Below are 23,150 nucleotides of genomic sequence, written 5' to 3'. Positions count from 1 at the left end.
CCGCCGGGATTAACATGAAAGAAAGAAGTGGTCGAGGCCGCACCCCCTTAGGGGCGCGGCCTCCCACCATTTAACACGCCGGAACGCACACAAGCCCGCGATCGTGCAGTGTAAACGCCACGGTGGGCTTCACCATGGCGCCAGCGGCGATGGGTTCATTCGGGCCACCACTAGATCGGGTTCTTCTGCCGCACCCCGATGCGAGTTGACAGCGTCACGCTCTCTCACTCTCAGATCCATCCCTCGTCCCATGCCCGCTGCACGGCCTCCTGACGGGTGGACACGCGCAACTTGGCCAGGGCCGAGGAGACGTAGTTCCGAACGGTTCCCGGTGCGAGATGCAGGGCCGCAGCCGCGTCCGCGAGAGTGGCCTGCTGCGCGGATTCACGCAGCACGTCCAGTTCCCGGTCACTCAGAGGACATGCGGAGCCCGATAGCGCACTGGCGGCGATTTCCGGATCCACGTACCGCTTGCCAGCCGCGATGTCCCGCACCACCTGGGCCAGCTTCTCGGAGGGCGTGGACTTGGGGAGGAACCCGGACACGCCCGCAGATAGGGTGCGGCGCAGTACTCCGGGACGGGCGTGGCGCGTGACCATGAGGATGCGGGTGTCCACCGAGCTCACGATGCGCTGCGCCGTGTCCACGCCATCCGTGGGCGGCATCTCCAGGTCCAGGATGCACACGGTGGGGGAGTGCTGCTGAGCCGCCCGTAGAGCCTCGGCCCCGTCTGCGACATCGGCCACCACTTCGAAGTCGTCCTCGAGGCGCAGCAGGGCAGCAAGGGCCCCGCGGATCAGGTGCTCGTCGTCCGCGAGAAGGATCGTGATCCGCTCGTCATTCATGGTCGTCTCGTGTCATGGGCACGCGCGCGGTCAGGGTGAAACCGTCGTGCGCGGGATCGAAGGTGTACGTGAGCGTGCCTCCCAGCGCCGACAGTCGTTCACGCAACCCCGCCAATCCGTTCCCGGTGGAGGCGTCCGGCGTGGATTCCGAGGACGGGGACGCGCCGTCGTTGTGGATGACGAGTTCGAGATGAGCGCCCCCGCCCGGCAGGCGTCGGCGCCGTGCGGCACGACCGGTGGGTGCGGCGTCGTCGTCACGACCCGTGGACGAGATCAAACGCAGCGAGATCCGCGCGGAGGAGGCGTGGGAGTGCCGCAGGATATTGGTCGTGCCCTCCCGCACAACGAGGCCCAGCACATGGCTCGTGACGGTGTCACCGCGGCCGTCCTCGGTGGAGTCGGGGAAGGGTCGTGAGCGACCGGCCCAGGTCCGCAGCATCGGGGGCAGGTCCACGTCCGTGTGGATCCCGGCCGCGCCGAGAACGGAGGACGCGTTCTCGAGCTCGCCCACGAGAGTGGTGGAGCGATAACCCTGGACCAGGGAGCGTGTGTCACGCAGGGCTTCCTGCGCGCCTGCGTGAGCCGCGAGGACCTGCTCGCGGGCGGCGTCGTACTGCTGTTTGCCGAGCAGGCGGGCCGCGAGATCCGTGGTGAGGCTGATGACCTGCAGGTGATGCCCCTGGACGTCGTGCAGGTCCGCCGCGAAGCGCAGCCGCTCGTTCGCGATGGCCAGGTCCGCGGCACGGCGCTGAGCGGCCTCCAGCTGTAGCATGACGCCCCAGACCCACAACGAGGAGGGGATGGCGAGCAGGACGATCCCCGCGTACTGGATGGTCATGGCGACGTCCATCGCGGTCGGGTTCATCACCCCCATGGCCCAACAGACCAAGAGGTACACGGGCGGGATCGCAGCGGCCACGAGGAACAACCAGCGCCAGCGGTGCTCGGGCTGCAGGCCGGCCGTCATGACCACGACGGCCAGGGGGAGTGCGGCGTAAACCCCTCGGGGGCCGACGCTCGCCGCGAGAACGGCGCACACAATCCCCAGGATCGCAGCCACACCCATGAAAGGAGTCAACACGGCCGCCCGACTCACACCCCGACGAATCCGCAACAGCCCTGCGGCCCAGCACAGCAGGCTCGTCACGCCGATGATCCCCGTCGTGACGTACGCGGCCGCCGATGGCCTGAACGCGATGGCCGCGAAGTTCAGGAAGAACACGTAGAGCAGGATGCCCACCAGCGTGAGGTAGGTGCTCCACCACACCAGGCTCATGTTCCGGCGTTGCCGCGCGAGGTCGAGCTCGTGCTGTTCTGCGCCGTGGACCGGCGCGGACGTAGGGATCGCCGACATGCCTCCACCCTAGGGGCCGGGTGATCCGGATATGACACGTGTCATGTGGGCTGATGACATCCGTGGCCAAGGTGATGACGCGGGCTCACTGCCGCGAACGGTCCCCGCGCGGAAGAGTGGTGGGCAGAAGGGCACGACAGCCCGAACACACGTCCACAGCGCGGCGCTCAAGCACCCGCCGGAGGAGAGGAAGAACGCCATGCAGTGGTTGCAGGAGAATGTGGAGGCCGCGGGGCAGACCGTTCAGGCCCTGTTCCTGATGCTGGGCGGGGCGATCCCGTTCATCGAGTCCTACGGGGCCTCGGCGGTGGGGGTCATCGCGGGGATCCATCCCGTGATGGCGGTGCTCTTCGCCGTGATCGGCAACATCGTCTCCATGACCCTGTTGGTCCTGTTCGCGGAGCGGGCCCGGAAGTTCTTCACGCGCAATCGGGACGAGCGCAAGGAGCCGAGCAAACGTCAGCAGCGTTTCGTGAGGATGTTCGAGAAGTACGGGGTAGCCGGGGTGTCAATCCTGGGTCAGGCCGTGCTGCCCAGTCAGATCACCTCGTCCATGATGGCCGGGGCTGGCGTGGCCAAGGGGAAGATCATCTTCTGGCAGTGCATCTCGATCGTGCTGTGGGGTGTCCTGTTCGCCGGCCTCGCCTCGGCGGGACTCTCCGTGATCACCGGGGTCTCCTGAGCGGGTGCTCCCTGAGCGGGCCACCCGTACCGGCACCCGGCCACGAGATGACGACGGCGCGGCGCACAGTGCGACGCGCCGTCGTGATGGATCGCAGGTGCGGGCTGCGAGGCCCGCACGAGATGGTCAGACGGTCGACTCCGCGGGGGCGTCACGCAGGCGCCCGCTCTTGTCCTTGAGCATGCGGTCCATGACGGCGGCGATGGCGCCGTCGCCGGTGACGTTACATGCGGTGCCGAACGAGTCAATGGCCACGTAGGTGGCGATCATGAGCCCCACGGCGGTCTCGTCGAAGCCCAGGGTGGACTGCAGGATGCCGACCGCGGCCATGATCGCGCCGCCGGGGACACCGGGCGCGGCGACCATGGTCACGCCCAGCAGCAGGATGAACCCGATGTACTGCCACGTGTTGATGGGCATCCCCGAGATGGTCATGATCGCCAGGGAGAACAGCACGATCTTCATCGTGGACCCGGAGAGGTGGATCGTGGCGCACAGGGGAATGGTGAACCCGGCGACGCGCTCGTCCACGCCGTTGCGCTTGGTGCATTCCAAGGTCACGGGGATGGTCGCCGCGGACGATGACGTGCCCAGCGCCGTGGCGTACGCCGGGAGCATGTTCTTGAGCATCACGAACGGGTTGCGCTTGGCCACGAGGCCCGCCACGCAGTACTGGATGATCAGGATCACCACGGTCATGATGAACGCCAGGATCACCACGCGCAGGAAGGTGGAGATCACCAGGACGATCTGCCCGTTCATGGTGAGGCTCAGGAACATGCCGAAGATGTAGACGGGCAACAGCGGGATGATGATCTTCTCCACGATCCGCATCACGATCGTGCGCAGCTCCCCGAACCCGCGGTGCAGGGAGTTGCCCTTGACGAACGTGATCCCCACGCCGATGCAGAAGGCCAGGATGAGAGCTGTCATCACGTCGAACACGGGTGGCATGGTGATGTCGAAGAACCCGCTCAGGGCGTGGTCCTCCGGGTTCTCCAGCCCGTTGACGGACCTGTCACCGCCCAGCAGCCACGGGTAGCTCGCCTTGGCCACGAGGAACGCCAGGAGACCGGCGAAAATGGTGGACCCGTACGCGATGGCCGCCGTCACGGCCAACCACTTGCCCGCGCCCCGCCCCAGATCCGCAATGGCCGGTGTCACGAGGCCCACGATGATCAGGGGGATCAGAAACCCCAGGAACTGGCTGAAGATGCCGTTGAAGGTTATGAACACCCGTGCGAGCCATTCCGGGAAGAAGAGGCCGAAGACGACGCCCATGACGATGGCCACAAGGACCCGCAGAAGCAGGTTTTTGGAGAGGGATCTCAAACGCATGCTTCATTATGTACGGCGCCCACCCTCCTGCGGTTCACTCCGCGCGCGGATCATCTCGCCGCGTCCCGTTCGAGTGCCGCGAGCGGCCCGTCCATGGCGTTGGGAGTGCTCCGCGCACCGTTTGTAGAATGCTCTTCGAGAACATCCGGCGGTGCCAGATCCCGCCCCCGCACCATGGCCGCAGGCCGCAGTAGGAGACACCCCTTGAGCGAATCTGAACAGCACGGTTCCCACGATCGTTCCGATCGTCGACGCAGCGGGGGTGACCGCGGCGGCCGGTGGGGCCGTGACGAGCGCGGTTCATCCCGCGGTGGGGGAGACCGCCGGTTCTCCCGGGGCGACGACGATCGTCGGGGCACGGATCGCCGTGGCTCCGATCGCTCCTCGTACCGCGGGGGCTCGGGGGGCCGTCCCGGAGATCGGGACGGTTTCGGCGGCCGAGGCGGCAGCGGACGCCGTTCATCCGGCGACGACGCTCGCAGCGGCTACCGGGGCCGGGACGAGCGGGCGGGGATTTACGGCGGGCGCGGTGATGAGCGCAGGAATGATGACCGGCGAGGCGGCTACCGCCGTGACGACGATCGACGCGGTCCGCGCGACGGCGCTCGTGGTGAGGAACGGGGCGGCTACGGGCGTCGGGACGAGCGTGGTGACCGGGACCGTCGTGAGGGCGGCTATGGACGTCGGGACGACCGTCGTGATGGTGGTTTTGGGCGACGTGATGATCGCGGGGACCGGGATCGCCGGGACGGGGGCTTCGCGGGCCGGGGCGGTGACCGGGCTCGCCAGGGCGGCGGGCGCGGCTTCGGAGCGCGCGACGAGCGCCGCGACTACCGTGACGACCGGCGCGGTGACGCACGTGGCCCCGAGCGCGATGACCGCCGAGATGCCCAGCCGCGGTTCGTGGCCCCGGACATCGACGCGGACGTCAAGGGTCGGGAAATCGACCGGACCGTGCGCCGGGAACTGCAGGCCCTCGAGGCGAGCAATGCCGAGCGGGTGTCCAAACACCTCGTGATGGCGGCGCGCTATCTCGACGACGATCCCGAATTCGCCCTTGAACACGCCAACGCCGCCGTGCGTAAGGCGGGGCGGATCGGCGCTGTGCGCGAGGTTGCCGGGATCGCGGCGTATGCGGCCGGTGACTACGCGCTCGCCCTGAAGGAGTTGCGCACCCACCGGCGGATCTCCGGTTCGCAGGCACACCTGCCGCTCATGGTGGACGCCCAGCGTGCCCTGGGCCGCGTGGACAAGGCCATGGAAGAGGCCATCTCGGATGCCGCTGATGCGCTGGACGCCGAGGGCAAGGCCGAGCTCGCCATGGTCGTGTCCGGGATCCACGCCGACGCCGGTGACGAACAGGCCGCGCTCGCGGCGCTCGAGATCCCCCAGCTCGACAAGAACCGCGGGTTCTCCTACAGCCCCAAACTTTTCCGCGCGTACGCGGACGCCCTGCGCGCGGTGGGTCGCGACAGCGAGGCCATGTCGTGGGATCGCCAGGCCATCGTCGCGGAGGCGGCGCTGGGCATGGGCCAGTTCTCCGAGCCCGAAATCGTGGACCTGGGTGACGACTTAGACGAGGACGACGCTCGGCGCACCGTCCGGGAGGCCCAGAAGCGACACAGCGCGGACCGCCCCAGTGATGACGCCCCCGAAGTGAGCACGGACTCCGACGAGGAGGCGGCCCCTGCGCGGGAGGAGACAGCGCCGTCGGACGACGCGGCCGCTCCGGGTGACGCGTCAGCCGACAACCACGCACCCGCCGAGAGCGCCGACGGCGAGCACGGGACGGACACCGGTCATGACCGCAACTGATCCCGCCCGCGAGGAGGGGAGCGAGGACGCGACGCTCATCGAACGGTTCGACGCCTTGCTGTGCGATCTGGACGGTGTGGTCTACGCGGGACCGCACGCGATCGACGGCGCCCCGGAGAGCCTCAAGCGAGTGAAGGACTCGGGGCGCGCGGTGATGTACGTGACCAACAACGCATCCCGATCCCCCGAAGCGGTGGCCGAGCACATCTCGTCCCTCGGCGCTCCCGCTCGGACGCAGGACGTGGTGAGTTCCGCCCAGGCGGCCGCGGCTTTGCTGGCGGAGCGACTCCCGCGGTCGGCGAAAGTGTTGATCACGGGGGCGCAGGCGCTCGCGGACGAGATCCGCGCCGTGGGATTGACCCCCGTGACCTCCCAGGACGAGCAACCGGAGGCCGTGGTGCAGGGCTTCGACCCGCACATCGGATGGGAGCACCTCGCCGAGGCCGCCTTCACCCTCGCGGACGACGCCGTGCTGTGGTGCGCGACCAACACCGACCGCACCATCCCCAAGGAACGGGGGATCGCCCCCGGCAACGGGACGCTCGTGGCCGCTGTTGCCGCGGCGTCGGGCCGGGAACCCGTGGTCGCGGGCAAACCCGAGGCCCCCATCTTCCGCGAGGCGGCCGAGCGCGTCGGCGCCCGCAACCCCGCAGTCGTGGGGGACCGGCTGGACACCGACATCCTCGGGGCCAACAACGCGGGCATGCCCGGGATCGAGGTGTTCACGGGGGTGGACTCGCCGCGTTCGGTGCTCGCCGCGTGCACGTCCCAGCGCCCCACCTACCTCCTGGGGAACCTGCGTGAGCTGTTCGAGCCGTATCCCCGGGTGGACGTCACGCACGACGGCGACCGGTTCCGCGCGCGGTGCCGCGAGGCCGTCGCGGAGACCGACAGCATCGCCGTGACGGTCACCGCGCCTCGCGACAGCCTGGACGGCTGGCGCGCTGCGTGCGCCGCGTGGTGGGCCGCCCATCCCGACGTCGACGTCGCTCACGAACCGTCGCTGACGTGGCAGGACCCCGCGTGAACGAGGAACACCCCGAGCCCCCGCACACCGGCCTGGACCCCGTGGACCGCGTGCTCGCGCGTGAAGCAAACATCGCCGCGCTCCCCGTCACGGAACAGGCGGCGGCGTACGAGGTCCTGCACGAGGAACTGGAGCGGATCCTCAACGCGTCGCCGGGTTCGTTGCCCGCCGGGCTCATCGACTCCGTGACGGAGCCTGGGTCGGACGCCGCGGGGGAGCGGGAGCACCCGTGAACGATCGGCTCGACCGGGCGCTGACCGCGCGCGGTCTCGCCCGGTCCCGCACCGTGGCCGCCGCTCTGATCAAGGCCGGGCGCGTGAGTGTGAACGGGTCCGCGGCCACGAAACCCTCCGCCGTGGTCACCTCGGAGGCTACGCTCGAGGTCGCGGCAGCCGAGGGCGAGGAGTACGTGAGCCGCGCCGGGCACAAACTGGCCGGCGCGCTCGAACGATTCCCGGACGTGTACCCCGCGGGCAAGCGCTGTCTGGATGCGGGGGCGTCCACCGGAGGGTTCACGGACGTCCTGTTGCGCCGTGGTGCGCGCGAGGTCGTGGCGGTGGACGTGGGGCACGACCAATTGGTCCCCGAACTGCGCGCGGACCCCCGCGTCCGGGTCCACGAGGGGCTCAACGTGCGCTACCTGGATTCCGCCGAGATCGGCGGCCCCGCCCAACTGACAGTGTGCGACCTCTCCTTCATCTCCCTGACCCTCGTGGTCCCTGCGCTCGCGGCGGCCACGGAGCGTGGAGGGGACCTGTTGCTCATGGTCAAACCCCAGTTCGAGGTGGGGGCGCACGCGCTGTCCCGCACCGGCGTCGTGACGTCCGACGCCGCGCGGGAAGCGGCGGTGGAGCGCGTACGGGCGTGCGCGCGCGACGTCGGGCTCGAGGTCCTCGGCACGGTGCCCAGTCCGCTGCCGGGCCAGGACGGCAACGTGGAGTTCTTCGTGTGGTGCCGCAGCCCGAAGCACTGACCGCGTCGGGGCGCTCGCGTAGTGTTGGCTGAGTCAGCCCACCGTGGGAGTCGATCGCAGGAGGATGGTCTTCAGCTCGTGAGCCGGAAAATCTTGGTGATGACCCACACGGGGCGGCACGAGGCCAAGGAAGCGGCCCGCCAGTCCTGCGAACAACTGCACGACGCCGGGCTCGTACCTGTCCTCTGCCGCCCGGACCTCGAGGCCCTGCGTGCGGACGGGTCGGACATGGCACCCGTGGAGATCCTCGAGGAGGACGTGGCGCTGCGCGAGATCGAGATCGTCATGGTGCTCGGCGGTGACGGCTCCATCCTGCGCGCGGCGGAACTGGTGCGCGGAGTGGACACCCCTCTGCTGGGCGTCAATCTGGGTCACGTGGGCTTCCTCGCCGAGTCCGAGCGTTCCGCGCTGAGCGAGACCGTGGAGGCCATCGTCGACGGTCGCTACACGGTGGAGCGGCGCATGGCCCTGGACATCACCGTGTGGGAGCAGCGCCGAAAAGTCCTGCACACGTGGGCGCTCAACGAGGCCTCCGTGGAAAAGGGCAACCGGGAGAAGATGATCGAGGTCGTCACAGAGGTGGACCGCAGGCCGCTGTCCACGTTCGGGTGCGACGGCGTGGTCATGGCCACCCCCACCGGCTCCACGGCCTACGCGTTCTCCGCGGGTGGTCCCGTGGTCTGGCCGGAGGTCGAGGCCCTGCTCATGGTCCCGCTGTCCGCCCATGCCCTGTTCTCCCGCCCCCTCGTGATCTCCCCGCGCTCCATGATGGCCGTGGAGGTGCTCACCCGCACGGATGCCCGCGGTGTCCTGTGGTGCGACGGACGGCGAACCGTGGACCTGCCCCCGGGATCGCGCATCGAGGTGCGGCGGTCCGAGAAGTCCGTGAACCTGGCCCGCATGCACGCGACCCCGTTCTCCGAACGCCTCGTCAAGAAGTTCGAACTGCCGATCGCCGGATGGCGTGGCCCCATGCCCAAGGAACAGCTCGAGGCCCTCACCTCGGCCCTGTCTGTCGTGCAGCCCACCACCAAGGTGGTCGCTCAGGACGAGGAACAAGTCAAGCTCAGCGTGGGCCGGGAGATCCCGCACCACAACGACGCGCCCTGGCTCGATGGCGGCTCCTCGACCGGTGAGCGGACCGGCGACCGACCGGACGGGACCTCCCGGTCATGATCGAGGAGATCCACATCCACGACCTCGGCGTCATCACGGACGCCGTCCTGCCACTGGGCCCCGGATTGTCGATCCTCTCGGGTGAGACCGGCGCGGGGAAGACCATGGTGGTCACCGCGCTCGGCATGCTGCTCGGCAACCGCGCGGACGCCGGATCCGTGCGCTCGGGCAGCACCAAGGCGCTAGCGGAAGCCACCGTGCGGGTGCCGTCGGACCACGCCGCTGTGGCGCTCGTGGAGGAATCCGGTGGTGCGGTGGACAGCGAGACGGTCAATGGCACCGAGGAGTCCCTGGTCCTGCTCTCCCGCACCGTCTCGGCCGAGGGGCGCAGTCGCGCCCATGTGGGCGGCCGTTCCGCACCGGTGGGCACGCTCGGCGCCGTCGGTGAGACCCTCGTGGCCGTCCACGGGCAGTCCGACCAGCTACGCCTGAAGTCCCCGGCGGCCCAGCGCACGGCGCTCGACGACTACGCCGGTGCGGACGTTGCCGAGGAGCTCGCCACCTACCGCGGCAAACTCGCGCGCTACCGGGAGGTCGTGGCCACGTTGCGCGCGGCCAAGGAAAATTCCCGCGAACGAGCGCTGCAGGCCCAGGCGTTGACCACCGCGCTCGAGGAGATCGACGCCGTGGAGCCCGTTCCGGGCGAGGACGCCCAGTTGGACGCGGAGAGCGAGAAGCTCACTAACCTCGAGGCCCTGCGCGGTGCGGCATTGTCCGCCCACGGGGCCCTGAGCGGATCCGACGCGGACGACGAACCGGACCTCAACGCCGTCGCCCTGCTGTCCCACGCGCAACAGGCGATCGACCTCGTGGCGGAGTCCGACCCCGAACTCGTGGCCCTAGCCACCCGAGTGCGGGAGCTGACCGTGGTCGCCGCCGACGTCGCCGCGGACCTCTCGGGATACGCGAGCGGTCTGGACGAGGACGGCCCCGCGCGGCTCGCCGAGGTCGAGGCCCGCCGCAGTGCCCTGCGCGCGCTGACCAAGAAGTACGGTGCGAGCATCGACGAAGTGCTGTCCTGGGCGGACGAGGCCCGGACCCGGCTCGAGGGGCTCGTGGTGGACCCCCAACGCGAGGAACAACTGCGCGCGGAGGGCGAGAGCCTGCATGCGGCCCTCGTGAAGCACGCGACCAGGCTGTTGGAGCTGCGACGGGTGGCCGCCAAGAAACTCGCGGGCGCCGTGAGCGAGGAACTGAGCGCGCTGGCCATGCCCAACGCGTCCCTCGTGGTGGCGGTGGAACCCTCCGAGCGCTTCACGGACGACGGCAGGGACACGATCGAGTTCATGCTCGCGCCCCACCCGCAGGCCACACCCCGCCCGCTCGGCAAGGGTGCCTCCGGTGGTGAGCTCTCGCGCATCATGCTCGCGCTCGAGGTGGTGCTCTCCGAGGTGGACCCCGTGCCTACGTTCGTGTTCGATGAAGTCGATTCCGGTGTGGGCGGCAAGGCTGCCGTAGAGATCGGCCGGCGGCTGAAGATGCTCGCCAAGAACGTGCAGGTGCTCGTGGTGACCCACCTTCCCCAGGTCGCTGCGTTCGCGGATCAGCACATCCTGGTGACCAAGTCCTCGGACTCGAGCGTCTCGGACGTGAAAGTGCTCACGGACGAGGAACGCGTGGTGGAGCTGGCCCGCATGCTCGCGGGCCACGAGGACTCCAGTGCGGCCCGCGAACACGCGCGAGAACTCATGCGGGACGCTACCGCATGACCGACGACCCCCAACGCCCCGACGAGACACGAATGGTAGGCTCGAATCCCGTGGTGAATGCTCAGGACGCCGCCCACGAGGCAGGCACAGAAAAGAACGACGGCAAGGTGACCCGGCAGATCTTCGTCACGGGAGGTGTGGCCTCGTCCCTCGGCAAGGGGCTCACCGCGTCCTCACTCGGAATGCTTCTGCGTTCGCGCGGCCTGTCCGTGACCATGCAGAAATTGGATCCGTACCTCAACGTGGATCCCGGAACCATGAACCCCTTCCAGCACGGTGAGGTCTTCGTCACGGACGACGGCGCCGAGACGGACCTGGACATCGGTCACTACGAGCGCTTCCTGGACGAGAACCTGGACGCCTCCGCGAACGTGACCACCGGTCAGGTGTACTCCACGGTGATCGCCAAAGAACGCCGCGGCGAGTACCTGGGTGACACCGTGCAGGTCATCCCGCACATCACGGACGAGCTCAAGCGCCGGATGCGCCGCCGCGCCGAGGACGAAAACGCCCCGGACATCATCATCACCGAGATCGGCGGCACGGTCGGTGACATCGAGTCCCAGCCCTTCATCGAGGCCGCGCGCCAGGTGCGCCAGGACGTGGGTCGGCGCAATGTGTTCTACCTGCACGTGTCCCTGATCCCGTTCATCGGCCCGTCCGGTGAGCTCAAGACCAAGCCCACCCAGCACTCCGTGGCCTCGCTGCGCGGTCTGGGCATCCAGCCCGACGCCCTCGTGCTGCGCTGCGACCGGGACGTCCCGGACGCGATGCTGCGCAAGATCGGTGCCGCGTGCGACGTGGACCTGGACGCCGTGATCTCGTGCGCGGACGCCCCCAGCATCTACGACATTCCCAACACCCTGCACAGCCAGGGTCTGGACACCTACATCCTGGACTACCTGGGTCTGGACTACCAGGACGCCGATCTACGGCAGTGGTCCCGGCTGCTCACCGCGGTGCACGAGCCCGAGCACCACGTGACGGTCGCGCTCGTGGGCAAGTACATCGACCTCCCGGACGCGTACCTGTCCGTGTCCGAGGCGCTACGGGCCGGTGGATTCGCGAACAACGCCCGCGTGCACATCAAGTGGGTCGCCTCCGACCTGTGCGACACCCCAGAGGGCGCCCAGCGCGAACTCGGTGACGTGGACGCCGTCCTGATCCCCGGGGGCTTCGGCATCCGCGGGCTCGAGGGCAAGCTCGGCGCCCTGCGCTGGTCCCGTGAGCACAAGGTGCCCACCCTGGGGCTGTGCCTCGGGTTGCAGTGCATGGTCATCGAGTACGCGCGCGACGTCGTGGGCCTGCCCAACGCCTCCTCCACCGAGTTCGACCCGGACACGGACACTCCCGTGATCGCGACCATGGAGGAGCAGAAGCAGTTCGTGGAGGGCGCCGGTGACCTGGGCGGCACCATGCGTCTGGGCCTGTACCCCGCCGCGCTGGCCGAGGGTTCCGTGGTGGCCGAGGCCTACGGTGCCACGGAGGTCTCCGAGCGTCACCGCCACCGCTACGAGGTCAACAACGCGTACCGCGACGCCCTCTCGGAGGCCGGGCTGCGGATCTCGGGCACGTCCCCGGAGGGCACGCTCGTGGAATTCGTGGAGCTGCCCCGTGAGGAGCACCCCTACTACGTGGCCACGCAGGCACACCCCGAGCTGGCCTCCCGCCCGACCCGTCCGCACCCGCTGTTCGACGGCCTCGTCAAGGCCGCTCTCGAGCGCCGGGGCGTCCAGGCCAAGGGCTGAGCCGTGGAGTACACGAGCATCACCGCCGAGCAGCTGACGGATCGCCCGGATCCGCACACCGTCACGGATTCGCGGACCGTCTACGACGGCGCCATCTGGGACGTGCGCAGTGAGTCCTTCCGCATGGCGGGCCAGGAAGAACCGCTGACCCGGGAGTTCATCACGCACCCGGGGGCGGTGTCCGTGGTCGTGTTGGACGAGAAGGAACGGATCCTGCTCATCAACCAGTACCGCCACCCCGTGCGCAAGCGGATGTGGGAGATCCCAGCGGGGCTGCTCGACGTGTCCGGGGAACCCGCGCTGCAGGCGGCCCAGCGCGAGCTGGGCGAGGAAGCGGATCTCACGGCCCGGACCTGGCACACGCTCGTGGACTTCGACAACTCGCCGGGCTCCTCGGCGGAGGCCAACCGGATCTTCTTGGCCCGTGACCTGAGCGAGGTCTCCGAGTCCGAGCGGTTCGAACGCGAGGGCGAGGAGGCGGAGATCGTGGCTGGTTTCGCGGACCTCGACGACGCCGTGGCCGCGGTCATGGCCGGGCGGATCACGTCCCCTACGGCCACGCTCGGCATCCTCGCCACGCACATCGCGCGGTCCCGGGACTGGGCCACGCTGCGCGCACCGGACGCCGAATGGACCTCGCGGCCGCGGCACGAGGGGTGAACGACTCCCTCGAGCCGCACGGTCCCATCACCGAACCACTGCCGATCGTGGACGGGGGACCGAGGGCGGGTGCGGCGCCGTCGGACTCGACGACCGAGGCGGAGGCCGCACCGGAACTGCGGCGGGCCGTGGCGCGTTACCTGGACCACCTCGTGGTCGAGCGCGGACTCGCAGCGAACACCGTGAGCGCGTACCGCCGGGACCTCGCGCGCTACCTGCAGCACCTCACGGCGACCGCCGCGCACGTGCGCGTGCCCAGGGACATCACGGCCGATCACGTGCGGGCGTTCGTGCGGAGCATCCGCGAGGGCGACGCCGGCCACCCGGCGCTGTCCGCGCGCAGCAGTGCGCGGGTGCTCGCGGCGGTGCGGGGGGCCCACGCGTTCTGGGTCACGGAGTCGAGCGTGGACACGGACGTCGCGTCCCGCGTGAGCCCGCCCATGCCGCCGCAGCGGCTGCCCAAGGCCATCGGCGTCACGGAGGTCGAGAACCTCCTGGCCGCCCCGGACCCGGACACACCCGCGGGACTGCGGGCCCGGGCGTTCCTCGAACTGCTGTACGCCACGGGTGCGCGTATCTCCGAGGCCGTCGCGCTGGATGTGGACGACCTCGCCGGTCTGCACGACGAGGACCTCGCCCTGATCCGTGTGACGGGCAAGGGCGCCAAGCAACGGCTCGTGCCCGTGGGATCGTTCGCCGTGGCGGCCCTGGACCGCTACCTTGTCCGGGCCCGCCCCGAGTTGGCGCGGCACGGTCGGGGGAGCCCGGCGGTGTTCCTCAATGCTCGCGGCACGCGGATCTCGCGGCAGACGGCGTGGAACATGGTCAAGGACGCCGCGCGCACGATCCACCAGGAGGAGCGGATCACGCCGCACACGCTGCGCCACTCGTTCGCCACGCACCTGCTAGAGGGCGGCGCGGACCTGCGGGTTGTGCAGGAACTGCTGGGACATGCCTCCCTGGCCACGACCCAGATCTACACGCGCGTGTCCGTGGAGTCCCTGCGCGAGGTCTACGCGACGTCCCACCCGCGAGCGCGCTGAGCCGGCAGCGCACTGAGCCGACCACGTCGGGAGCCGCAGCACACGGAGTGGGTGACGTTCCGCCCGCACACCGAGCCGGCGACGTCGCCCGCCGCACCGCCCGGAGCCCGGGACCTCCCGCGCGTGGGCGCCGGGCCCGCAAGGGGCGGGGAGCGGCGTCGTCGGCTGTTCGCCCATAGGCCGACCGCGCGTCACGCGCAACACCTATTGTGGCCTCATGCGAACCGTCATGCGTCGTCCGGCCCTGCTCACCGCCCTGTTGGCCGCGCTGCTGCTCGTGGGCGGCATGGCACCGGCCCACGCCGGGGCGGGGATCGACAACGAGTACCGCGCCCTGCCGAATCCCGGCGCATGGTTGGGCAAGCCCACGTCCGCCGAACGCTGTGGCCTGCGGGACCGCGGCTGCTATCGGCAGTACCAGAAGGGCACGATCCACTGGACGTCCACGACCGGTGCGCGGGCCCAGCGCGGCGGGATCCTGGCGAAGTGGCGCGCGGAGGGTTCCGAGCACGGGGCTCTGGGGTACCCCGTGACGCGTGAGACCTGCACGGGTGGCACGTGCGAGGTCCGCTACCAGCGCGGCCGCATCACCTGGACCGCCCAGGGAGGAGCGCGGGTGCACCGGGACATCGACGATGCCCGCAGCGTGTCCGTGGTCGTGAACAAGAAACGCCCGCTGTCCCCGCGCACCTACGCCCCGGCTCCGTTACGTTCGGTGGGCGGGGGAGTCCTGCTACGGGACGACGCTGCAGCGGCCTACCAGCGCATGAGCCGTGCCGCGGCCGCACAGGGGGTCACGCTGGTCCCGGTGAGCGGGTACCGCGACTACGACACCCAAGCGCGCCTCTACCGCGAGTACACGGCCCTGTACGGACAGGCCACCGCCGACACCATTTCCGCGCGGGCCGGTCACTCCGAACATCAGACCGGCCTCGCGATCGACGTGGGCGCCCCCGGGGCCACCTGCGGTCTGCTCCCGTGCTTCGGCAACACCCCACAGGGGAAGTGGATCGCCGCGAATGGGCACACCTACGGGTTCGTGGTGCGCTACCCCAACGGGCACACCGCAACCACCGGGTACGCCTACGAACCGTGGCACCTGCGCTACGTGGGCACCGCCACGGCCACGAGTTTGAAGAACAACAAGTCCGCGACGGTGGAGTCCTACATGGGTCTGCCGCGGGCCCCGAAGTACTGACGACGGCCCACCACCTCTCACGTGTGAAGGGGCGGCGGGCCGTCGTGGTGTCCCAAGCTCAGGACAGGTGACGCTCGTCCGGGCCGCTGTAGTCCGAGAGCGGGCGGATCAGCGAGTTGTTTGCGCGCTGCTCCATGATGTGCGCGGTCCAGCCCACGATCCGCGCGGCCACGAAGATGGGCGTGAACGCGGGGATATCGAACCCCATGAGCCAGTACGTGGGGCCCGCGGGGTAGTCCAGGTTGGGCTTGATGGACTTGGCCTCGTCCATGGACTTGGCCAGACCGTTGTAGAGCCCAAGGACCTCGGGCCGGTCGTAGTGCTCGAGCATGCGGAACAGGGCGTCCTGCATGGTGGGCACGCGCGAGTCACCGTGCTTGTACACGCGGTGGCCGAAGCCCATGACCTTCTTCTTCTCCGCGAGCGCCTGGTCCATCCACTCCTTGGCGCGCTTCTCCGCTTCCTCGGCAGATTCGTCCTTGCGGATCCCGAGCTCCTCGAACGTGTGCATCACGGCCTCGTTGGCACCGCCGTGCAGGGGGCCCTTGAGGGCGCCGATGGCCCCGGTCACTGCCGAGTGCAGGTCCGCGAGCGTGGAGGTGATCACGCGCGCCGTGAAGGTGGAGGCGTTGAACGAGTGTTCCGCGTACAGGATGATCGACACCCGGAACGCGTCCACGACCTCCGGGGCGGGTTCCTCGCCGAAGGCCATCCACAGGAAGTTCTGGGAGTAATCGAGGTCCTCGCGGGGATCCACGAGGTCCTGGCCGTGACGGCGGCGCTGGTCGTAGCACACCACGGCGGGCATGACGGCGAACAGTTCCTGGGCCTTGCGCAGCTCCGCCTCGGGGGAGTTGTCCTCTGCCTGCGGGTGCTGCGCGCCGATCACCGAGGCGGCGGTGCGGCACACGTCCATGGGGTGGCACGTGGTGGGCAGCTCGTCGATGACGCGCTTGAGCTCGGGCGTCAGCGCGCGGTGGGAACGCTCCAGCTTTTGGAACGCGGTGAGCTCGTCCTCGGACGGCAGCTCGCCGTTCCACAACAGCAGCGCCACCTGTTCCGCGGAACAGTTCTGCGCGAGTTCCTGCACCGGGTAGCCCCGGTAGAGCAGCGAGTTGGTCTCTGCATTGACCTTGGACACGGCGGTGGTGTCAGCCACCACCCCGGCGAGTCCTTTGTGGATCTCGGTATCGGCCACGGTGATCTCCTTCGACGATCGGGCTCGTGCACGGACTGAGTGTTCCCACCACACCACACTTGGCGTGGTGGGAACAGAGGGGTTCAGGCGTCCGGGGTCTCGGGGACCTCGAAATTGAACACCCCGGAATCGAACTGGTTGTACCCGTTGTAGTCCACGAGTTCGTACAGCCGCTTACGGGTGAGCATGTTCTCTACCTGCGCCTGCTGGGTGCCGTCCTCCCGGATGGTGGTGAGCAGGCGTTCCATGGCGCCGAGGGCCTGGCGCTGCAGGGACACGGGGTAAATGATCATGGACACCCCTGCACCGTGCAGTTGCTGCGTGGTGAACAGCTGGGACTTGCCGAATTCGGTCATGTTGGCCAGGATCGGCACGTCCAGGGCCTCAGCCATGCGCTCGAACTCCGAGAGGTCCGCCATGGCCTCGGGGAAGATCACGTCCGCGCCGGCGTCGGCGAGGGCCTTGGCCCGGTCGATCGCGGCATCCAGTCCGTCCACACCGCGCAGGTCCGTGCGGGCCATGACCACGAAGTTCGGGTCCCGGCGGGCTTCTACGGCGGCCTTGATCCGCTTGGTGGCCGTGGCGGTGTCCACCACGTTCTTCCCGTCCAGGTGGCCGCAGCGCTTGGGATTGAACTGGTCCTCGATGTGGCAACCGGCCAGGCCGGCGTCCTCGAGTTCCTGGACAGTGCGGGCAACGTTCATGGGCTCACCGAATCCGGTGTCCGCGTCCACGAGGCACGGCAGGTCCGTGCTGCGCGCGATCTGACCGGCGCGCGTGGCCACCTCGGTCAGGGTCGTGAGACCGATGTCCGGCAGGCCCAGTTCGTTGGCGAGCACGCCGCCGGAGATGTAGACGCCCTCGAAGCCCTGCTCCTGGATGAGCTTGGTGGACAGGGGCGTGAACGCTCCGGGGAAACGGGCGATCTCCGGGGCCGCGAGCAGTTCGCGGAACCGTTCGCGCTTCTCGGCCGGGGTCACGGTGGTGTACAGCATGATCAGAAGATTCCCTTCGCTGAGGTCTCCAGCTCCACGGCGGCCGTGATGTTCAGCTGCCCGAGCTCCCCGGCACCCAGTTCGGGGACGCGCTGGACCGCGTCCAGGAACCGCTCGATCTCCTCCGGGGCCACGATGCCCTCGGCCAGGGTGCGGAACTTGGTGATGTACTGTTCCCGCGCGAACGGGCGGGCACCGAGCGGGTGGGCGTCCGCCACGGCGATCTGGTCCGTGATCACGGTGCCGTCCGTGAGGATGATCTCCACGGAACCGCCGAACGCCTTTTCGGAGATGTCCAGGGAGTGGTACCGGCGGGTCCACTCCGGGTCCTCCTGCGTGGTGACCTTGTGCCACAGCTCCACGGTGTCCTGGCGGGCCGCACGCTCGGGGGCGTAGGAGTCCACGTGGTGCCACGCGCCGTCCTGCAGGGCCACGGTGAAGATGTACGGGATCGAGTGGTCAAGGGTCTCACGCGACGCCGTGGGATCGTACTTCTGGGGGTCGTTGGCCCCGGAACCGATCACGTAGTGGGTGTGGTGTGAGGACTTGATGAGCACCGAGGCCACGTTGGCGGGGTCGGTGACCTCCGGGTGCTCGCGGTGCAGCTTGCGCGCCAGGTCGATCCACGCCTGGGCCTGGTACTCCGCCGAGTGCTCCTTGGTGTACGTGTCCAGGATCGCGCGCTTGGGCTCACCCGGGGCCGGTAGGGGCACCGTGTAGCGGGCCTCCGGGCCCGAGAGCAGCCACGCGATCACGCCGTCCTCGCCCTCGTAGATGGGGGTCGGGGAGGTCTGCCCGCGCATTGCGCGGTCCACGGCCTCGACCGCCATCTTCCCGGCGAACGCGGGCGCGTGGGCCTTCCACGTGGAGATCTCGCCCTTGCGGGACTGCCGGGTCTGGGTGGTCGTGTGCAGTGCCTGACCGATCGCCTGGAAGATGGTCTCGGTGTTCAGGCCGAGCAGCGTGCCGATGCCCGCGGCGGCGGACGGACCGATGTGCGCAATGTGGTCGATCTTGTGCTCGTGCAGGCACATGCCCTTGACCAGGTCCACCTGGATCTCGTACCCGGTGGCGATCGCGCGCACGAGGTCCTCGCCCGTGCTGCCCACGTGCTGCGCGACGGCCAGGATGGGCGGGATGTTGTCCCCGGGGTGGGAGTACTCCGCGGCCAGGAACGTGTCGTGGTAGTCCAGCTCGCGCACGGCCACGCCGTTGGCCCACGCGGCCCACTCGGGGGAGACCGCGGCGTCGTCGTCCGGGGCGCCGTAGAGCAGCGCGCCGGTGCCCGAGAAGCCGCCGCCGTCGACGACCCGGTGGCACAGGGCCTGCGAGCGCGCGGAGACGATGGGCCCGCGGTTGAGGGAGGCCACGGCCACGGACGCGTTGTCGATGATCCGGTTGATGACCATGTCCACGACCTCGGGCTCCACGGCCACCGGGTCGGTCGCGACGCTCGCGAGCTTGTGGGCGAGCTGCTCCTCGCGGGGCAGTTCCTCCTTGGATGAGTACGTGCGCACGGTGTGTTCGACGGTCACGGGCGTTCCTTTCGCTGCGGGGTGTCTCTGGGATGTCTCCGCGGGTTTGCGGATGGTACGTGGGGCGTACGCCCCGGTCAGGAGGCCTCCGGGCGGGCCACGGCGAGCGCGGGTGAGCCGAGGGCCTTGCTCAGGGCGTTCTTCAGGTGCACGCGCGTGGTCGCGACGGCCAGGGGTGCGTCCCCGTGCGCGATCGCGCGGGCGATCGCCTCGTGTTCGGCGGCCGCGGCGGCCAGCCGCTGCGGATCGGAGGTGGCGAGCCGGCGCACGCGGGCGAGGTGCAGACGCACGTTCTCAAGAGCCTGTTGCAGGTAGGGGTTGCCCGCGGCGGCGTCGATCTGTTCGTCCATGCGGTCCACGAGCTCGTAGTACGCAGGGTGGTCGGGGTCGTCCGAGAGCCGCTCCGCTGCGTGGAACAGTTCGTCCGCGAGCGCTCGGAACGTCTCGGGGTCGCCGCGCTGGGCGGCGAGTTCGGCGGCCCGGCAGTCGAGCGTGTCGCGCAGTTCGTAGAGGGCGCGCACGTCGTCCGCGGATAGGGCGCTGACGACGACGCCGCGGCCGTTGTGCGGCTCGGTGAGCCCGTCCGCGGTGAGCCGGGACAGCGCTTCGCGCACGGGGGTGCGGGAGATGCCGAGCCGTTCGGAGAGGTCCACTTCGCCCAGGACCTGCCCGGGGACCAGGCGCCACGACACGATGTCCGCGCGCAGTTCGCGGTAGGCACGCTCACCCGCTCGCATGGCTCCTCCTGAGGATCGAAATTTCCTTCAGTGTATACACGAGCCCGTCATGATCCAAGAGTTTTCCCGAATTAAGAGGAGGTTACGCGTCGTGTGTATACAAAGCTCTTGTTTTGTGTGATCAGGGACACTATCCTGATGGCACCGATCCTCACCACGACCACCCGCGGAGGAAGCCATGTCCGAGGCCACGTACGCATCCGTCTACCGTTCCAGCGTGGAGGACCCCGAGCGGTTCTGGCTCGACGCCGCCGACGCCGTGGACTGGGTGAGCCCACCCACCCGCGCACTCGACGACTCCGCCGCACCCCTCTACCGGTGGTTCCCGGACGGGGAGCTCAACACGTGCGTCAACGCCGTGGACCGTCATGTGGCCGCGGGGCACGGGGAACGCACGGCATTGATCTACGACTCCGCCGTGCTGGACACCCAGGAACACATCACGTACGCGCAGTTGCAGGAGCGCGTGGCCCGCTTCGCCGGTGCGCTCGCCGCCCAGGGTGTGGCCAAGGGGGACCGGGTACTGCTCTACATGCCCATGATTGCGGAGTCCCTGATCGCGATGCTCGCGTGCGCGCGACTGGGTGCGGTGCACTCCGTCGTGTTCGGGGGTTTCGCCCCCAAGGAACTGGCGAGCCGGGTCGACGACTCCGCCCCGGTGGTCGTCGTCACCGCGTCCGGTGGCGTGGAGCCCAAGCGCCGGATCGAGTACCTGCCCGCGATCGAGGAGGCCCTGCAGTTGAGCGACCACGCGCCGTCGGCGGTGCTCGTGCACGAACGGGACGGTTTCGTCACGACCGTGGCCCAGGCGCGCGAGCGGGCCGGCGACGGCGGGCCCGCGTGGCTGTCGTGGACCGAGGCGCAGGACGGCGTGACGCCCGCGGAGCCCGTGACGGTCAAGGCCACCGACCCGCTCTACATCCTCTACACCTCCGGCACCACGGGCACCCCCAAGGGCGTGGTGCGGGACAACGGCGGACACGCGGTGGCCCTGAGCTGGTCCATGCGCAACATCTACGACATCGGCGCCGGGGACGTGATGTGGACCGCCTCGGACGTGGGATGGGTCGTGGGCCATTCCTACATCGTCTACGGGCCCCTGTTGGCCGGCGCGACCACCGTGGTCTACGAGGGCAAGCCCGTGGGCACCCCGGACGCCGGGGCCTTCTGGAAGCGCGTGGCCGAGCATGGGGTCAAGGTGCTGTTCACCGCCCCCACGGCGCTGCGCGCGATCCGCAAGGCCGATCCGCAGGGGGACCTCGTGCGCGAATACGACATCTCCTCGCTGCAGGCGCTGTTCGTGGCCGGTGAGCGACTGGACCCGGAGACCCACCGCTGGGCCTCGGACGTGCTCGGGGTGCCCGTGGTGGACCACTGGTGGCAGACCGAGACCGGGTGGGCCATCTGCGCCAACCCCTTCGGGATCGAGAAGCTGCCAATAGTGTCGGGCTCGCCCACGGTCCCCGTGCCCGGGTTCAACGTGGAGATCCTCGACCCCGTGGGTGAGCCGCTGGGTCCGGGGGAAGAGGGCAACATCGCGGTGCGGCTGCCCCTGCCGCCGGGCACCCTGGTGACCCTGTGGCGCAACGACGAGCGGTTCGTGTCCTCCTACCTCTCGGCGTTCCCGGGCTACTACGCCACGGGGGACTCGGGCTACATCGATGAGAACGGGTACGTGTTCGTGATGGGCCGCACCGACGACGTCATCAACGTCTCCGGGCACCGGTTGTCCACGGGGCACATGGAGCAGGTCGTGGCGACCCACCCGGACGTGGCCGAGTGCGCGGTGATCGGTGTGAACGATCCCCTCAAGGGTCAGCGCCCCAGCGGGTATGTGGTGCTCAAGACCGGATCGGACATCGAACCCCAGAAGCTGCGCGAGGACCTCGTGGGCATGGTGCGTTCGCAGATAGGGCCCGTGGCGGACTTCAAGGACGTGGCCGTGGTGGACGCCCTGCCCAAGACCCGCTCGGGGAAGATCCTGCGCAAGACCATGCGTCAGATGGCGGACGGGGAGAAGTACACGGTGCCCTCGACCATCGAGGACGATTCCGTACTTGAGGCGCTGCACGCCGTGCTGGCACCGCGCGAGCAGGGGTAGCGGCTCGCGCGGACCGACAGGATCCGCGCGGGCACTCCGCAGTCGCGTAGACACTCTGACTCCGCACAAACACTCCCCGCCCGCGCGGTCAAGGACCGCTCGCGGGGTGTTGCCACCCGCCGTCCGGTGACTCGGCAGGTGCGGTGGACGGGGGCCCAGGCCCTCGCCCTGAGTATGAGCAGACGGCTCGTGGCTCTGGAAGTCCTGCGCGGCCTGGCGCTCCTGGGCACCCTGTTGACCAACATCTGGCTCTTCTCGAGCTCGTCCGTAAGCAGTCTCGCGGCCCTGGTGGTCGCGGCGGTGCTGGCCACGAGTCCCCAGGCCTAGAAGATCTGGCTCTGGATCGGCCTGGCGCTGCACGCCGTGATGATCACGGTGCTCACCCTGCTGCCGGGCCAGTCCTCGAGCCGTTCGTCCATCGGCGCCGGCGATCCTGGGCGCCGTCGGCAACGGCGGCGGTGGGCTGCGCAACACCGAGTCGTACGGGGGATGGTCGCGGAAGGCCTGGAGACCTTCGTGGCCGTGCGCTTCGAGATCCCCATCATGTTCACGATGGGTCTGGGCCTGTTCCTCGTGGGCGCCTTGGGGTTCCTGGTGGGCCTGCCCCTGGACATCGCGTGCCGCACCCTGTGGGCGGAAACCACGAGCTCCCTGTCCCGTTACGGGACCTCGTCCATGGTGGCCTTCGGCGTGCTCGGGCTGGTGACCGCGTTCTACGCGCGCCGTACCCGCACCGGGGCCCCTGAAGATGCTGAGGCACCGCGCGCACCGCGGGCTCGTGGCCAGGGTCCACGTCCCGCTCTCACGACGGCGCCGCGAGCGCCGTCGTGCCCGCGGAAAGCAGCGCCGTGACCTCCGAGTAGTCCCCCCCCCACGACCGATCGACCACGTGACGGGTGGCGCCGCGGGGGTCAGCGGCGCCCCCCCGATTCCAGTTCGGGGCGCCCGGGGGTGCCGTGTCGCGCCCGCCGCCCCCCCCCCCCCCCCCCGGGGGGGCGGGGGTAAGCCCCGCCGGC

The 23,150-nt window shown here is 69.4% G+C and carries 22 protein-coding genes; 14 read left to right on the top strand and 8 right to left on the bottom strand.

Features of this window, described 5'->3' with window-relative positions; translation table 11 throughout:
* Window positions 1-230: 230 nt before the first annotated feature.
* A complete protein-coding gene (locus A5728_RS01560; RefSeq protein ID WP_064845389.1) occupies window positions 231-845 on the bottom strand; it encodes a response regulator transcription factor in 615 nt (204 codons plus the stop codon).
* The gene (locus A5728_RS01555; RefSeq protein ID WP_064845388.1) at window positions 838-2,199 is read right to left on the bottom strand and encodes a sensor histidine kinase; all 1,362 of its coding nucleotides are present in this window, start codon (window positions 2,197-2,199) and stop codon (window positions 838-840) included. Before A5728_RS01555 ends, A5728_RS01560 begins: the two co-directional genes overlap by 8 nt.
* Before the next feature lie 199 nt (window positions 2,200-2,398).
* Here A5728_RS01555 and A5728_RS01550 point away from each other — a divergent pair, with 199 nt between their 5' ends.
* Window positions 2,399-2,881: a small multi-drug export protein gene (locus tag A5728_RS01550; RefSeq protein ID WP_064845387.1), complete on the top strand. Its 483-nt coding sequence runs from the start codon at window positions 2,399-2,401 to the stop codon at window positions 2,879-2,881.
* Window positions 2,882-3,007: 126 nt separating this feature from the next.
* Here A5728_RS01550 and A5728_RS01545 read toward each other — a convergent pair whose 3' ends face one another.
* Both A5728_RS01545 and A5728_RS14370 read right to left on the bottom strand, forming a co-directional pair.
* Window positions 3,008-4,219 (bottom strand): dicarboxylate/amino acid:cation symporter, encoded by a 1,212-nt coding sequence (locus tag A5728_RS01545; RefSeq protein WP_064845386.1) that lies wholly within the window; start codon window positions 4,217-4,219, stop codon window positions 3,008-3,010.
* Window positions 4,220-4,678: 459 nt separating this feature from the next.
* Window positions 4,679-5,284 (bottom strand): hypothetical protein, encoded by a 606-nt coding sequence (locus A5728_RS14370; RefSeq protein ID WP_197493051.1) that lies wholly within the window; start codon window positions 5,282-5,284, stop codon window positions 4,679-4,681.
* Between A5728_RS14370 and A5728_RS01540 the strand changes: the two genes are divergently transcribed.
* The 10 genes from A5728_RS01540 (at window position 5,237) to A5728_RS01495 (ending at window position 15,568) form a co-directional block, all read left to right on the top strand.
* Window positions 5,237-6,034 (top strand): hypothetical protein, encoded by a 798-nt coding sequence (locus tag A5728_RS01540; RefSeq protein ID WP_193519360.1) that lies wholly within the window; start codon window positions 5,237-5,239, stop codon window positions 6,032-6,034. The genes A5728_RS14370 and A5728_RS01540 overlap by 48 nt on opposite strands.
* Window positions 6,021-7,061, top strand: a complete 1,041-nt coding sequence (locus tag A5728_RS01535; protein ID WP_064845385.1) for an HAD-IIA family hydrolase — start codon at window positions 6,021-6,023, stop codon at window positions 7,059-7,061. Before A5728_RS01540 ends, A5728_RS01535 begins: the two co-directional genes overlap by 14 nt.
* On the top strand, window positions 7,058-7,294 hold the full coding sequence (locus tag A5728_RS01530; RefSeq protein WP_064845384.1) for a hypothetical protein: 237 nt from the start codon (window positions 7,058-7,060) through the stop codon (window positions 7,292-7,294). Before A5728_RS01535 ends, A5728_RS01530 begins: the two co-directional genes overlap by 4 nt.
* Entirely contained in the window at window positions 7,291-8,034 is a 744-nt protein-coding gene (locus tag A5728_RS01525; protein ID WP_064845383.1) for a TlyA family RNA methyltransferase, read from the top strand. Before A5728_RS01530 ends, A5728_RS01525 begins: the two co-directional genes overlap by 4 nt.
* 78 nt (window positions 8,035-8,112) lie before the next feature.
* Window positions 8,113-9,210 (top strand): NAD kinase, encoded by a 1,098-nt coding sequence (locus A5728_RS01520; protein WP_064845382.1) that lies wholly within the window; start codon window positions 8,113-8,115, stop codon window positions 9,208-9,210.
* Window positions 9,207-10,919, top strand: coding sequence for a DNA repair protein RecN (gene recN, locus A5728_RS01515; RefSeq protein WP_064845381.1), 1,713 nt, complete (start codon window positions 9,207-9,209; stop codon window positions 10,917-10,919). The genes A5728_RS01520 and recN overlap by 4 nt, the downstream gene beginning before the upstream one ends.
* Before the next feature lie 32 nt (window positions 10,920-10,951).
* Window positions 10,952-12,667: a CTP synthase gene (locus A5728_RS01510; protein ID WP_064845380.1), complete on the top strand. Its 1,716-nt coding sequence runs from the start codon at window positions 10,952-10,954 to the stop codon at window positions 12,665-12,667.
* Window positions 12,668-12,670: 3 nt separating this feature from the next.
* On the top strand, window positions 12,671-13,327 hold the full coding sequence (locus A5728_RS01505) for an NUDIX hydrolase (protein ID WP_064845379.1): 657 nt from the start codon (window positions 12,671-12,673) through the stop codon (window positions 13,325-13,327).
* 128 nt (window positions 13,328-13,455) lie between these two features.
* A complete protein-coding gene (locus tag A5728_RS01500; RefSeq protein WP_064845390.1) occupies window positions 13,456-14,370 on the top strand; it encodes a site-specific tyrosine recombinase XerD in 915 nt (304 codons plus the stop codon).
* Window positions 14,371-14,587: 217 nt separating this feature from the next.
* On the top strand, window positions 14,588-15,568 hold the full coding sequence (locus A5728_RS01495; RefSeq protein WP_064845378.1) for a D-alanyl-D-alanine carboxypeptidase family protein: 981 nt from the start codon (window positions 14,588-14,590) through the stop codon (window positions 15,566-15,568).
* A gap of 58 nt (window positions 15,569-15,626) precedes the next feature.
* Here A5728_RS01495 and A5728_RS01490 read toward each other — a convergent pair whose 3' ends face one another.
* The 4 genes from A5728_RS01490 to A5728_RS01475 form a co-directional block, all read right to left on the bottom strand.
* Window positions 15,627-16,766 (bottom strand): bifunctional 2-methylcitrate synthase/citrate synthase, encoded by a 1,140-nt coding sequence (locus A5728_RS01490; protein WP_064845377.1) that lies wholly within the window; start codon window positions 16,764-16,766, stop codon window positions 15,627-15,629.
* A gap of 83 nt (window positions 16,767-16,849) precedes the next feature.
* Window positions 16,850-17,761, bottom strand: a complete 912-nt coding sequence (gene prpB / locus A5728_RS01485) for a methylisocitrate lyase (RefSeq protein WP_064845376.1) — start codon at window positions 17,759-17,761, stop codon at window positions 16,850-16,852.
* A gap of 2 nt (window positions 17,762-17,763) precedes the next feature.
* Window positions 17,764-19,296 (bottom strand): MmgE/PrpD family protein, encoded by a 1,533-nt coding sequence (locus tag A5728_RS01480; protein WP_064845375.1) that lies wholly within the window; start codon window positions 19,294-19,296, stop codon window positions 17,764-17,766.
* A gap of 77 nt (window positions 19,297-19,373) precedes the next feature.
* Window positions 19,374-20,033, bottom strand: a complete 660-nt coding sequence (locus tag A5728_RS01475) for a GntR family transcriptional regulator (RefSeq protein WP_064845374.1) — start codon at window positions 20,031-20,033, stop codon at window positions 19,374-19,376.
* Between the two features lie 178 nt (window positions 20,034-20,211).
* Between A5728_RS01475 and A5728_RS01470 the strand changes: the two genes are divergently transcribed.
* The 3 genes from A5728_RS01470 (at window position 20,212) to A5728_RS01460 (ending at window position 22,986) form a co-directional block, all read left to right on the top strand.
* A complete protein-coding gene (locus A5728_RS01470; protein WP_064845373.1) occupies window positions 20,212-22,134 on the top strand; it encodes a propionyl-CoA synthetase in 1,923 nt (640 codons plus the stop codon).
* Window positions 22,135-22,323: 189 nt separating this feature from the next.
* The gene (locus A5728_RS01465) at window positions 22,324-22,461 is read left to right on the top strand and encodes a hypothetical protein (RefSeq protein ID WP_179861289.1); all 138 of its coding nucleotides are present in this window, start codon (window positions 22,324-22,326) and stop codon (window positions 22,459-22,461) included.
* Window positions 22,462-22,497: 36 nt separating this feature from the next.
* On the top strand, window positions 22,498-22,986 hold the full coding sequence (locus A5728_RS01460; RefSeq protein ID WP_156523339.1) for a hypothetical protein: 489 nt from the start codon (window positions 22,498-22,500) through the stop codon (window positions 22,984-22,986).
* Window positions 22,987-23,150: the final 164 nt, after the last annotated feature.

Origin of the sequence: Kocuria sp. ICS0012, assembly GCF_001665945.1 — a bacterium.
GTDB lineage: Bacteria > Actinomycetota > Actinomycetes > Actinomycetales > Micrococcaceae > Kocuria > Kocuria marina.
This window is presented reverse-complemented; position numbering and strand designations above follow the sequence as displayed.